This is a genomic window from Fundidesulfovibrio agrisoli, from assembly GCF_022808715.1.
Lineage (GTDB): Bacteria > Desulfobacterota > Desulfovibrionia > Desulfovibrionales > Desulfovibrionaceae > Fundidesulfovibrio > Fundidesulfovibrio agrisoli.
In genome coordinates, this window is sequence record NZ_JAKZKX010000003.1 from 167,495 (window position 1) to 180,492 (window position 12,998).

The following is a 12,998-nucleotide window of genomic DNA, read 5'->3' on the forward strand; positions in this document are numbered from 1 at the left end:
TTGGGGGGAAAGCTGAAGCGCGTCTAGGACGGGGACGGTGAGCGCCAGCGGTGAGTGCCGCCCGGATTCGGCTGCCGCCAGCGCCCCGAAGGCTTCCTGAGCCTGGAATAGCGGGCGGGGAAGTATACGGGCTTGGGGATGAGTTCGACGGCTGCCGGGACACGCGCGAAAGGGAGCCCGCGTAACGCCAGGCTCCCTCGTTTGTCTCCCTCGACCTATGCACCGCGTCGGCCGCCAGTCCGGCCGGGCGTCATCCCTTGCCGAAAAGCTTGCTCAAGAAGTTCCCCTGCTTGGGGGTCTGCATGGCCGAGAGGGGGGGGTGCGTCGAAGTCAGTTTTCCAACCATGTCATGGAACGCCTTGGTGATTTTCGCCTCGGCGTGATCCTCATACAGCAGAGACCCGTTCTGGCAGCAGGAACTGACTCGCTTGTAGTCGTTCGGAATCGTGTGGAACACGTCGACTCCGACGAATTTCGATACGTCGTCGAGGGTCAGTTTGGAGTTCGTGTCGTACCTGTTGACGATGAAGTGGATTTTCGAGGGGAAGGTCTCGTTGTAGTCGCTGAGGAATTTCATCAGCAACTTGGCGTTGCGCAGGGATTGAACGTCCGCCTGAACGACGATCATGATGTAGTCGGAGGAGTTCAGGAGCGCGATGTCGATCTCGGTGAGGCCCGCGCCATGGTCGATGACGATGTACTGGTAATATCCCCTGGCCACCTCGAGTATGGATGACATGGCCTCGATGGACGCGAGCGGGATTTCGTTGTGGTGCGAGATCGGCGGCAGGACGCTCAGCCCGGAGCGGTGCTTGGAGGTGACGTTGGTCAGCAGGGACGTGTCGAGCCTGTGCACTTCGCGCACGAGGTAGCCGATGGAATGCACCGGGGTCATGTCCAGGATGACGTGGGCGTCCCCGAGGGGTTGGTGCAGGTCCATGAGCAGGGTGTTCTTGTCGCTGCGCTGCAGCAGGAGGGCCGTGTTGACGCAGATCGAGGTGGTGCCGACGCCGCCCTTGGCCCCCAGGAAGGACACGACGCGGCAGGGCATGTCGTTGCGGCTGCGATCCTTCTTGAACCGCTTGATGAAGACGTCGATGGAGGCCTCGAACTTGTTGGCCGAGAGCGGCAGCAGGAAATACCCGCGGGCGCCGGCGTTGACGAACTCCAGAATGCGCGATTGGCTGGCCTCCCCGGAGATGACGAAAATTTCAAGCGCCGGGTTCACCTCCAGGTAGTTGCGCAGGTCCATCAGCGCCTTGCCGAAGTCGTTGCCGATCTCGACGATGTAGATGTCGGCATAATATGGGTAGGTGGTGATGATGGAGAATTCGGGATGCGAGGCCATGTATCCGTAAATGATGCGGGACGTGGCTTTGTCGGCGACTTCTATGCAAACCTTGATCTGAGTATCCATTGTGTCTCCTGGATTCTTTGATTAGTCGCGGGCAGTGCAGCGCCAACGGTTGACGACGTCCGCTATGAAGTTTCTCCCGGTGATTTCCTTCTCCCAGGATTGTGAAACAGGGAGTGACTGCCTCTGCGGCATCTGGTTCGGCTGCAACATGTTGAAGCGGATCCGCATCGGCATCGAGACGGCGTCTCCAACCACCACGGCGTCGCGCGTCCTGAGTGACGGCAACATCCTGAAGAGGCTCAGGCCGTTTTCCGGGAGCGCCGTGTTGACGAAATCCTGGTCCGCCGAGGTGGTCAGCCGCAGACAGAACAGGGTGTTGCACTGCGAGATGATGCGCTGGGAGATGTCGGCCGGGCGCTGGGTGACGATGCCGAGGCCGATGCCGTACTTTCTGCCCTCCTGCGCGATGCGGGCGATGGCCCGCCCTGCCGGCAGCATGGATGACTCCTCGTCTTTCGAAACGTAGCGATGCGCCTCCTCGCAGACCAGCAGGACAGGCGGGGTTTTCGCGCCGCCGCTCCAGACGGCGAAGTCGAATATGATCCGGGCCATGAGGGATATGAGCACGTTGACGATTTCACCCGGAGCGCCCGCGAGGTTCAGTATGGTGATGGGCTTGCCGTTGGAGGGGATGCGCAGGATGCGCGCCAATATTTCCGCGAAGTTGTCATGCACGATGAAGTCCGAGAACATGAAGTCGAACCGTTTGTCGCTCTTGAGCTGCTCGATGCGGGCGAGAATGGCCAGGTAGGGCAGGGAGCTGCCGGGCTTGTCCAGCCTCCCCATCTCCTCGTTGATCAGCTCCTGGACGCGGCTCAACCGGTAGGGGGTCGGGGTGTCGACAGTTATGTTCACCGGGCGGATGTCTGAACCGAAATATTCCAGCTTGGCGGCCGTGATGCAGCTGAACAGGATCTGGGATTGCAGGTCGACCTGAGACGAATCGCCATGGCAGAGCACGCGCGTGATTTCTTCGAAATTCAAGAGCCAGTACGGCAGTGAGATCGAACTGACGTCGATGTATTCGGATTTATCCTGGAACGCGCTTTTGTATTCATCATGCGGATCGATCAGGATGACATGCCCGTGGGGATACCTGTTCAGAATGGCTTGCAGCACCACCACGAGGGAGCATGACTTCCCGGCCCCGGTGGAGCCGAGGATGGCGAAATGCTTGCCGATCAGCTCGTCGACATCGACATTGATCGGGATGGTCTTGTTCTGGTGCAGCTTGCCTATCTCAACCGACCGGCGGAAAGGCATGCCGTAGATCTCATCCAGGTCGGCTCGCGATACGACGTGGATCGTCTGCCCGAATGTGGGATACCTGGATATGCCGCGCTTGAAACGCAGGTTCTCCGTGGCGGACAGAGCCGTTTCGCCGAACAATTCGATCCGGAACTGGTAGCTGGCGCGGGGTTGTCCGCAGTGCTCCGGCTCGAGGGTGTGGCAATCGGCAATCATGCCGTAGACAACAGAGTCGTCAGTAGTGATCTTTACGATATTGCCGATTTGAATGTGCGCTGGGGTGGCGCCCTCATCCCGTTGGGTGAACAAGCCGATGATGGATGAGCTTGACACCGCGGTAACGTACCCCAGCGGTTCATCTTCCCCCGGGGCATCTTTCTGTCGTGCTTCAGTGTTCATGGTCTCGTTCATGATGGGAAGGTGCGGGCGGCAATGCGCGATTCGCCTTCAAGCGCCAGCGGCGCATGTTCTGGATAACTCCGTCCTGTAGTGGTGCACAAAGCTTTACCGGGCATTTTTCACCTGTCCTCGTGTCATTGCCCCGTCAGCGGCACAGGCGTTCTCGGCGGAGAAGGGGTCGCCGGCGCTCCTGCGTTCATGGACGGGGCCGCGCTTTGCGCGGCGGGGCCGGTGGGCCCTGCCGCCTGGGGGGGCGCGGCGGGGGCGGCGGGCCCTGCCGCCTGGGGAGTCGCGGTGGGGGCGATGGCCCCGGCTGCCTGGGGGGGCGCGGCGGGGGCTGGTTCCTCGGTGGGCATCTGCATGGGTTTGACGGACGCGGATTCCTGCTGGCCCCCGTAACGGATGATATTGTCGTGGGCAGGCTTGTAGATCGTTGGGCTTGCGTTGAGGGCCTTGTTGAACATCTCCATGGCCTTCTGCTGATCCCCCACGTCGATGAAGCAGCATCCCGTGTTGTTGAGCGCGAATGCTTCGCCGCCGCTGGCCTTGAAGGCCTTGTAGGCGTCGTCGAAACGCTTCATCCGGCAATACGTCAGAGCGAGGTTGTTCAAGGTGCGTTTGGAATGGCCAAAACTCAGGGAGCGAATGAACGAGTCCTTGGCGTTGTCGTACTGCCCGAGGATGAAGTACGAGATCCCAAGATTGTTGAGTATGTTCTGGTTGCCGCCGGTCTGGGCTATGACCGCCTGGAATTCCTTCACGGCCAGGTTGGCCTTGCCGGTCTTGTTGTAGGTGGCGCCAAGAAGGTACCGGGCGTATCCGTTGCCCTGGTCTTTGGCTATCAGCGCGGCCAGCCGCGTTTCCGCGGCCGCGTAATCACCCGCCAGGAAGGAGGAATAGCCGCTGAGCACGGCGGCCTCCTGATTGTCCGGGGCGATGCGCAGAACCTCCTCGAAGCTCTTGGCCGCATTGGCGTAGGCTCCAGCCGACAGATAGGCTTTGCCCTTGCGCAGCTCCGCGGCGTCCTTGGGGTATCCGGACTTTGCCGCCTGGTCCAAAAGCTCGATGGCCGCGTTCAACTGGCCGGCGGCCAGCGCCGCTTCGGCCTGGGTCACCAGTTGAGAGGCAGCCTGCCTGCTCTGTTCCGCCTTGGCTTTGTCGGAGTCCATCTTCCGCTGGAACTTTGAACATCCAGGCATCGCGATCAAGACGACCAGGAGCGCGAGGAACGGGATGTTGCTGCCCAGGCGCCACACGCCGGCGTTGTCGATTTTCGTCATGAGTACAACCTTACTTCCCGAAAATTCTGGAAATTTGCACGACTGCAGGCCCCATTATGATGATGAACAATGGCGGCAGGATGAACAGGACCAGTGGAAACAGAAGCTTCACAGGGAGTTTCATGGCTATTTCTTCAGCGCGCTGGAAACGTTGTGTGCGCATGCTGTCGGAATAGGTCCTCAGGGACTGGGCCATGCTCGTGCCGAAGATGTCCGACTGGATTATCAGCGTGGCGAGGTTGTTCACTTCGAGCAAACCGATCCTTCCGGAGAGCCTTTTCAGCGCATCGGCTCTCGCCTTGCCCGCCTGCAGCTCAAGGTTCATCTGCTTGAACTCGTCGCTCAACTCAGGATGCCCGACGTGCAGCTCCTGGCTGATCTTGTATATTGCCTGGTCAAGGCCCATCCCGGACTCGACGCAGACGACCAGCATGTCCAAAGCGTCGGGCAACGAGTGCAGTATGTTCGTCTGGCGCCGTTTGGCGAGGTAGTCCAGCGCCAAAACCGGGAGATAGTACCCGAGAGCAGCCGGCACAAGATACAGCAGTATCAGAAAGTGCAGCTTGCCCGGGATCGGGAACGCGGAGTGCGCGAGAAAGGCGAGAAGGAGGCCGATGCCAAACAGCCCCAGCCTGCAGCCAATGAAGGTGGGCCGCGCGCTCGCTTTTCTGAACCCGGCCCGTATCAGCTTGAGGTCGATTTCGGAGCCCGTTTCCTCGTCAATGAGCTTGAGCGAGGTCCCGACCCTGCTGATGGTGTGCGCAACGAGCTGCGCCGCCGAAACCTGGGACGAATCGAGAATATGCAGTTCGTTGTCGATTTGCGTGTGCCTGTGCAGCCTTGAATTCAGCGCACGCTGTTGCTTGTTCTTGTGGGACGCGTAGTAGAGCATGATGAAGGAGACCATGACCAGAAGGAACGCCCCGGTCGCGAACATCAGCTCAGTGGGGTGAATTTCGTTAAACACGGATGTTCACCATCCTGCTTATGGCCACCATTCCTGCCAGCAGCATCGCCCCTGCAGTGTACAGCATGTAATGGCCGATCTCCGTGTCGAACATGACGGACATGTATTTCGGGTTCAGGAGCATGAGCACAACCAGCATCAGTGGCGGAAGCAGGAACATGACGTAGCCCGAGTATCTTCCTTCTGCGGAAAGCGCCGCGACCTTGCCCTTGAGCTTCATCCTTTCCCGGATCAGGTATGAGATGGACTCCATGATCTCGGTCAGCTTGCCGCCGGTTTCGCTCTGTATCTTCACCGAGGCCACGAAGAACAGCAGGTCCGGCGTGTCGACCCTTTCCGCCAGGTTGTCCAGGGCGTCATGGAGATGGCCGCCGTAGTTTATCTCCTCGATGGTCTGCCGGAATTCCTCGCGGATGGGGTCGGCGAATTCCTGCGCCACCATGGTCATGCCGCTGGTAAAGGTGTGGCCCGCCTTGAGGGAGCGCCCTATCAGATCGAGCGCTTCGGGGAACTGGTCCTCGAAGCGCGCCGCCCTTTTGGCCGCCTTCCTGCGCACCCACCAGGCCGGCGCGAACAGCAACGCGAGCGCGACGCCCGCCTGGGCCAGGTGGCCCCACCCGAGCACGCTGGCCAACAGGAGCCCAAACGCGCTCAGCGCCAGGGAAAGAAGAATGAACGTGCCGAGCGACATGTCGACCTTGGCCTGGCGCATCATCTTCCAGAGTTTCTCGGCCCAGCCTTCCCGGAAGAGGAGCAGCTTTACCCACCAGCTGTGCTTGACCTGGTCGTTCTTCAGGAAGTTTTCCGCGCTTTGGGAAGCGTCCGCCGCGTTGAACGCATCGAGCCGGGCGCGCAATGCCTCCCTTTCCTTGTCCTGCAGCGCGGCGGCGATCTGGAAGACAAAATACCCCAGGGCCAGGCAGCCCACGAGTACCAAGAGTAAAATCCACGTCGGCATGGTTCGGTCCCTATATGTCGAGCATGGTGCGCTGGACGAAGAGGTTGCCAGGGAGCTTGATCCCCTTGGCCTCGATCCGCTCTGAGAAGCGCGGCCTGATGCCCCTGCTGACGTACCTGCCGCGCACCTTGCCGTCCGGCGCGAGGCCGAGTTGCTCGAAGGCGAAGATTTCCTGCATGGTGATGACCTCCCCCTCCATGCCGGTGATCTCCTGGAAGCTTATCATCTTGCGGCTGCCGTCCGAGAGGCGGGCGATCTGCACCACCACGTCGATGGCGGAGCTGATGTAGCGTTTCAGCGAAGAGGAGGTCATGTTGAAGCCCGCCATGTACATCATGGTCTCCAGGCGCATCAGCGCGTCGCGGGGCGTGTTGGCGTGTATGGTCGCCAGGGAGCCGTCGTGGCCGGTGTTCATGGCCTGGAGCATGTCGAGGGCTTCCGAGCCGCGCACCTCGCCGACGATGATCCTGTCCGGGCGCATGCGCAGCGAGTTCCTGACCAGGTCGCGCTGGGCGACTTCGCCCTTTCCCTCCAGGTTGGCGGGCCGGGTTTCGAGCCGAACCACGTGTTCCTGCTTGAGCTGCAGCTCCGCCGCGTCCTCGATGGTGACGATGCGCTCGTCATTGGGGATGAAGCGCGAGAGGCAGTTGAGCAGGGTGGTTTTGCCGCTGCCCGTGCCGCCGGAGATGAGGATGTTCAGCCTGCCCCGAACGATGTTCTGGAGGATGTCGCCCAGCTCCATTGGAATGGACTTGAACCTGATAAGGTCGGAGAGCTCCAGCGGGTCCTTGGAGAATTTGCGGATGGAGAGCACCGGCCCGTCGAGGGACAGCGGAGGGATGATGACGTTGACGCGCGAGCCGTCCGGCAGGCGGGCGTCCACCATGGGGGTGGTCTCGTCGACGCGCCGGCCCACCCTGTTCACGATGCGGTCGATGATCTTCTTGAGGTGCGAGTTGTCCTTGAAGCGGGCTTCGGTGAGTTCCAGCTTGCCGTTGCGCTCCACGTAGATGCGGTCGAAGGTGTTGACGAGTATGTCGTTGACGGTGGGGTCGTTCAGGAAGGGCTCCAACGGCCCGTGGCCCCGCATCTCGTCGTGGATTTCCCTGACGAGGCGCTCCCGCTCGCCCTGGTTCAGGGGCACGTCCTTGAACTCGTCGTTCAGCAGCTTCTCGGAGAGCTTGGCCACCTCCGTCCTGAACACTTCAGGCGGCATGGATTCAAGGCGCGTGAGGTCCATGAGCTCGATCAGCCTGTCATGCAGGCGCATCTTGACGTCGTGATACGTCTCCGCGTTCTTCAAGGATTCCGGGCGGGGCGGCATCCCCCCGGGGGAGGGTGAAGGGGCATGGTTGTTGATGAAGGCCATGTGCTTGTACGCTCTTCCTGTTTTTCCTTTCGTTTGCGGGCCTAGCGGCTCGAATCCCTGATAAGGCCCACGCCGTACAACGTGCCGCAGGTGCCCGCAGGATCAGGTGCAGGGGAGGAGGCCATGGCCTTGATGAACCGTGCCGTCACGTCGCCCTTGCCGTCCATGCCTTCGATGAACACCGCGCCCAATTGATAGACCTTGACGCTGTCGCGACCCGAACTAGGAGATTCCCGAGGGTCATAGAAGGCTATCATGCCCACCCTGGGGCTGTTCAGTGGGTCTGGCCCGTATTTGCTATCAACTCCGACGATGGACTGCGTGGATGTGTCCCATTTCGCACTCGGGTCCGCTTTGATGAGATCCTCGATGCCTTGTTTTGTTGGGCCGGTCATGTTGCCGGGTTCCATTTGAAGAGTGTCGCCGACCGCCACGTCGGTGTTGCTGGAGCCCAAGCACCCCGAGATGTTTGTTCTGTATTCCGCGCCGCCGGGGATGGGGTTGCCCTTGTTGACAGGAGGAAAATCAATTGGGTTGTACACCCCAGGGGCGATGGTGTCCTTGCTGTCTCCATATTTTAGGACGATCTGAGTGCCGACATCAGACGCGGAATAACCCTGAACCTGTATGGAGGCCATCTCCGGGGCGCTCTTGGTGTCAAGCAAGCCGTTGTTTTTGTATTGCTTCACTGAGTCGGCTGCGTCGTTCCAAGTGAACTTGGTGGGAACCACCCATGGCTTGAGGCAGCGCGAATTGGTGACGCAATACAGCGCCGCCCGGGCCGTGGCGGATACGTCGGCGAGGTTCTTGCCAAGCACCGGCCCGAGGAAGAGGGCGACCGGATTGCCCCTGTCGCCCGTGAGCCCGGCGGTCACCTCGACGAAGCCGTTCCCGACGGTGTTGACTGTCACGTCCTGGTCGCGCACGGCCATGCCGGGTTTGTCCGTGGTCAGGACGTTGGCCTGGCCGTAGGCGACTGCCTCAGCGGCAATTTTGGTCGTGTTGCTGCCGAAGGACAGAAGGGCCGCCGCGCCCGCAAGGGCCCCGGCGTCCGCGGCCGCCTGCATCTGGCCGCGCTTCCATTTGAGGTAGCCCAGATCGACGGCGAACGCGCCGAAGCCGGCGAGAACGACCAGAGAGATGGCTACGACCACTGCAACAGAGCCGCCCTGTCTTGGGAACTTCCGGGAATCCTTCATGGGGTCTGCCCTCCTTAAAGGTGCCGGACCGTGGCTGTCGCCGAAGCGGTGGTGAGAGACGGCATGAAATTCGGCCACGGGAAGAACTGCAATCCGGATAGGTTGTAGGAAACGGTCACCGAAACCAGCGACCCCTGGAGCCCGGTGATGGACCCGGCGGTGACGGCCGTGGTGCGCAGTGCCGGGTCGAGCCCGGCGCTGACGAGCACCGTGGCGACCACCGGATCGGGGGCCTTGGAGTTCCCGGCGGCCAGGGCTCCCTCCTCGGCGGCGCGGGTGATGATGTTGTGCACGTTGAGCACCTGGCCGAAGTCGATGATCATCGCCGTCAGCGGGCCGAGAATGAACAGGGCCGCCAGCACGAACTCGATGGTGGCGGTGCCCCTCTCCCGGGCGCGGGTGTGGTTGGGCGCGTTCATGGCTGCCCCACCATGACCGATGCGCCTGAGACCTGTGTGATGCCCAGCATGGCCGGAACAAAGCCGCCCAGGGCGATCACCTGATAGGGCACGCTCACCGTGACGGTGATTGCCACCCCTGCGCTTCTGTCAGAGATGGAGTACGTCGGCGTGGCGCTGATCCCGCCGTTGCTGACGACCTGCTCGATGGTGGCGCCCACTTCGGCGTCGGTGACGTCGCTCAGGATGGCCATGCGGGCGCCCTCGGCGGCAGCGGAGCTCAGCACGTGCTGCGCCCAGAAGTACCTGCCGAATTCCATGCACCCCAGAAGGAGCAGCAGCATCGGCAGCAGCATCAGGGCGAACTCCACTATGGTTGCGCCGCCCATGCCCTTCCGTTTTGCTTCAAGTGTCTTCATAAGCCAGCACCCGGGGGCTCACTTTGAATCCTGCTTGGCCCCCCCGTACAGATCGACCATGTTTTCCAGCACGCCTTGGGACTTCTTTTCCTCGCCGCGCTTCTCGTAGCGCTTGATGGCCTGCATGGCAGCGACGCCGTCCATACCGGTCACGGGCTTGTCGCCTCCGGCTTCGGGGTTGAGCCGCTGCGCGTCCATGGTGGCCCTGACGCTCTCGCCGCATTTCCATTCGGCGTAGCGGTCGGAATCGGCGCAGGCGCAGAGCAGGGCCGAGGCCAGCACTATCGAGAGCACGGCTATCGCAACTTTCATGGCATCAGCCCCCCTGTTTCGTTGTGTTGGTGGTCGTGCCGGTGCCGCTCGGGGTGGAGGCCGGCGAATACGAGGGCGGAGGGGCGACCGACTGGCCGAATTCGCCTTCCAGGGAATCCTTGGTGACGCCCACCGGCCCGTTCTGGGCGGGCTGGGGGTTCTTCTTGAGCTTGTTCTTGTCGATGCCCAGGTAGAACTCCAGGTCGTCGGGCTCCTTGGGAAAGTGGTCCGTGGGGAGCTTTATGTTCTTGGCGTCCACCGGCTTGGCCAGCCTCGGGGTGACAACGATGACCAGCTCGGTCTGGTTCTTCTGGTACTCCGAGCTCTTGAAGAGCCCGCCCAGCACCGGCACGTCGCCCAGGGCCGGGAACTTCTTGGAGGCGTCCCTGGCGTCCTCGCGCAGCATGCCCGCGATGGCGAAGCTCTGGCCGTCGCCCAGCTCGACCACGGTGGAGGTGCTCCGCTTGAGGATGGAGGGGATTTGAAATGCGCCGATCTGGATGCTGCGGGTGTAGTCCAGGTCGGAGACGGAGGGCTGAACCTTCATGCTGATCTTGTCGCCGCTGAGCACGTGCGGGGTGAAGCTCAACTCCACGCCGAACTTCTTCCACTCGATGGTCACGGTACCCAGGGCCTGGGGGATGGGCACGGGGATCTCGCCGCCTGCCAGGAAGTCCGCCGTCTGCCCGTTGAGGCAGACCAGGGTGGGTTCGGCCAGAATTTTGGCCAGGCCGTTGTCCTTGAGGATGTCGATGAAGCCGGTCCAGGTCACGGGCCGGTTGTTGATGGTGGTGTTGACGTTGAAGATGCCCTGGACCTTCTGGTCGATGGTCAGCGGGACGTTGCCGAAGAACCGTGTGGGGTCGTTCACCGGGGTCCCGGTGTTCGAGATGACGTTCGCCAGCGCGGGCAGGTTGGTGAGTGCCCCCAGGAAGGTGTAGATGAAGTCGCCCTGGGAGAGGGCGTTGATGTTGATGCCCAGGCGCTTGATCAGCGCGCGCTGCATTTCGGCCACGCGGACTTCCAGCATGACCTGCTGCACGCCGCCCACCTGCATGAGGTTGAGCACCTTGCCGTGGGCCTGGGCTATGGTCATGACCCGCTGCACGTTCAGCTCGTTCTTGACGGTGCCGGAGAGGGCGATAGCGTCGTTGGCCGAGCGCACCTCGATGCCGGGTTCGTCCGGCAGCACTTCCGCGATGAGCATCTTCAGACGCTGGATGTCCGGGCTGACCTCCACGTCGTAGAGCCCCCGCACCTGGTTGTTGGCGTCCCACAGGGTCAGGGTGGTCACACCCGTGGCCTTGGCCGCCACATAGAGCTGGTTGGGGGGTATCAGCACGTAGTCGGCCACGTTGGGGTCGGCCACGGAGACGCGCGCGATCTCCGCCGGGCAGCGGACGATGGTCGACTTGCCCGTGGTAACGCGGATGCGGTGCGCCCCCAGGCCCTTGGCCTCTGCGCCGTAAAGCTCGGGGCAGACGCCCAGCCCGGCGATGAACAGAAAGGCCGCCAACATGAGGAATCTGCTGTGTGTGCGCTGCATGTGGTTCACTGCTTTTTCTTGAGGGTGGTGGTGGTGCCGTCCACGGTCAGCTTCTCCACGGTGGTCCCGCGGATGGTCTCGACCAGCCGTTCAGCCTTCACGCCAGGTTCCCTGTTTTCCTTGCTCTCCCTGAACGAGGCGAGGTTCGTCTTCACGTCGGCGCCCAGGGTGTTGACCACGGCCTTGTCCAGGGGGTTGCGCAGGGCGAAATTCAGTTGGCCCTGATGCCCTGCCAGGGCCAGCTTCTCGCCGTCCTCCGGGGACACTTCCAGGGTGTAGTGGTCGTAGGATGCCTCTTCGGGCTGGCCCTTGGCCGAGACCTTCTTCTCGGCTTCCGCGCCCGTGGCGAGCACCTTGACATTTTCAAGGACCACCTTGGTGACCTTGTTGTCCTGCCTGCCCTCGGTCTTGCCTTCGGCGGTCTCGGTGCCCGGCGGGGCGTCGACGGTCATGAGCACGTCCACCCGTGAGCCGGGCAGGATGAGCCCGCCCATACCCATCACCTTGTTGCCCTTAACCGCCACGGCGCGCATGCCCGGGCTTACCATGGCTTCCAGGCCGCCGGTCGTCCCCGGCGGGAAGAGCTTCGTGGAGGTGACGGGCTCGTTGCCGCCCAGGGGGACCATGACCACGCGGCCCTCCAGGTCCTTGAGGTCGGTGAAGCTGCCCTGGGGGACCGCATCGGCGAAGTAGGGGGCCATCTTGAGGTTGGAGGTCTCCAGCTTGGCGCCCCGGGGCAGGTCCGCCCCGGAGACAACGATGTCCGCCATGGGCTTCTGCGGCGGGGCTTCGGCCGTATGGATCTTGGCCGCCCTGTTCTGCATCCAGAGCAGGACGAGGAACCCGGCCGCGAGGGACACGACCAAGGCAATCGTGGCGTTGAGCAGGATGCGTCCTCGGTTCATGTCACGTCCCGTTTGGTTAGTGTTGCGGCCTGCGGCCGATACGCGCCCGGCGCCTTAAAACAGGCTGATGTACTCGTGCCCCATGGCGCGCCAGGCCAGCGTGCCCAGCGTGCCCGCCGCGATGGCTATTGCGTAGCAGGCCTTGCGCCCGCCGAGCAGCGTGCCCGTCGGCTCCGCGTCGCTCGTGGCCAGATAGGCCCTGAGCACGATCAACCCGGACTGGACCCCGCCCGCCAGAGCCACGAAGATCCAGACCGTGAGCAAAGCCCCCGCGCCCAGGGCCGCGCCCACAACGCAGAGCAGCTTCACGTCTCCCGCACCCAACGCGCCCCAGACGAAAAGCAGGAAGTGCGCGGCGAAGGCGCACACGAGCCCGAGCAACGATGCAATGAGGCCGTCCAGCGAACCGAAAGCATAGTTGAGGCCCAGCATGGCGATGGCCCCCGAGGCGGTGAGCGCGTTGGGGATGCGGCGGAATTTGATATCGAAAATTGCCGCAAGAACCACTGTCGCAGCGAGAACGACGGAAATAGGTGTTTCGGTTGCGAACATGCTTGACATAATTAATCCAGATGCAGTGA

13 protein-coding genes are annotated in these 12,998 nt (G+C 62.2%); all 13 read right to left on the bottom strand.

Features of this window, described 5'->3' with window-relative positions; translation table 11 throughout:
• Window positions 1-250 precede the first annotated feature (250 nt).
• Window positions 251-1,417 (bottom strand): CpaE/TadZ family protein, encoded by a 1,167-nt coding sequence (locus tag MLE27_RS03505; protein WP_243310500.1) that lies wholly within the window; start codon window positions 1,415-1,417, stop codon window positions 251-253.
• A 21-nt stretch (window positions 1,418-1,438) separates the two neighbouring features.
• A complete protein-coding gene (locus MLE27_RS03510) occupies window positions 1,439-3,076 on the bottom strand; it encodes an ATP-binding protein (RefSeq protein WP_243310501.1) in 1,638 nt (545 codons plus the stop codon).
• 122 nt (window positions 3,077-3,198) lie between these two features.
• On the bottom strand, window positions 3,199-4,344 hold the full coding sequence (locus MLE27_RS03515; RefSeq protein ID WP_243310502.1) for a tetratricopeptide repeat protein: 1,146 nt from the start codon (window positions 4,342-4,344) through the stop codon (window positions 3,199-3,201).
• A gap of 10 nt (window positions 4,345-4,354) precedes the next feature.
• A complete protein-coding gene (locus MLE27_RS03520) occupies window positions 4,355-5,311 on the bottom strand; it encodes a type II secretion system F family protein (protein ID WP_243310503.1) in 957 nt (318 codons plus the stop codon).
• Window positions 5,304-6,269 carry a type II secretion system F family protein gene (locus MLE27_RS03525; RefSeq protein ID WP_243310504.1) on the bottom strand — a complete coding sequence of 322 codons (966 nt, stop codon included), beginning with the start codon at window positions 6,267-6,269 and terminating at the stop codon, window positions 5,304-5,306. The genes MLE27_RS03520 and MLE27_RS03525 overlap by 8 nt, the downstream gene beginning before the upstream one ends.
• Window positions 6,270-6,279: 10 nt before the next feature.
• Window positions 6,280-7,638, bottom strand: coding sequence for a TadA family conjugal transfer-associated ATPase (locus tag MLE27_RS03530; protein WP_423747963.1), 1,359 nt, complete (start codon window positions 7,636-7,638; stop codon window positions 6,280-6,282).
• A gap of 41 nt (window positions 7,639-7,679) precedes the next feature.
• On the bottom strand, window positions 7,680-8,837 hold the full coding sequence (locus MLE27_RS03535; RefSeq protein ID WP_243310505.1) for a pilus assembly protein TadG-related protein: 1,158 nt from the start codon (window positions 8,835-8,837) through the stop codon (window positions 7,680-7,682).
• Between the two features lie 14 nt (window positions 8,838-8,851).
• On the bottom strand, window positions 8,852-9,256 hold the full coding sequence (locus tag MLE27_RS03540) for a TadE/TadG family type IV pilus assembly protein (RefSeq protein WP_243310506.1): 405 nt from the start codon (window positions 9,254-9,256) through the stop codon (window positions 8,852-8,854).
• A complete protein-coding gene (locus MLE27_RS03545; protein WP_243310507.1) occupies window positions 9,253-9,654 on the bottom strand; it encodes a TadE/TadG family type IV pilus assembly protein in 402 nt (133 codons plus the stop codon). Before MLE27_RS03545 ends, MLE27_RS03540 begins: the two co-directional genes overlap by 4 nt.
• A gap of 18 nt (window positions 9,655-9,672) precedes the next feature.
• Window positions 9,673-9,966 carry a hypothetical protein gene (locus MLE27_RS03550; protein WP_243310508.1) on the bottom strand — a complete coding sequence of 98 codons (294 nt, stop codon included), beginning with the start codon at window positions 9,964-9,966 and terminating at the stop codon, window positions 9,673-9,675.
• A gap of 4 nt (window positions 9,967-9,970) precedes the next feature.
• Complete coding sequence (locus MLE27_RS03555; RefSeq protein ID WP_243310509.1) at window positions 9,971-11,512, bottom strand: type II and III secretion system protein family protein; 1,542 nt, start codon at window positions 11,510-11,512, stop codon at window positions 9,971-9,973.
• 5 nt (window positions 11,513-11,517) lie between these two features.
• The gene (cpaB, locus tag MLE27_RS03560; protein ID WP_243310510.1) at window positions 11,518-12,417 is read right to left on the bottom strand and encodes a Flp pilus assembly protein CpaB; all 900 of its coding nucleotides are present in this window, start codon (window positions 12,415-12,417) and stop codon (window positions 11,518-11,520) included.
• Between the two features lie 54 nt (window positions 12,418-12,471).
• Window positions 12,472-12,969 (bottom strand): A24 family peptidase, encoded by a 498-nt coding sequence (locus MLE27_RS03565; protein WP_243310511.1) that lies wholly within the window; start codon window positions 12,967-12,969, stop codon window positions 12,472-12,474.
• Window positions 12,970-12,998: the final 29 nt, after the last annotated feature.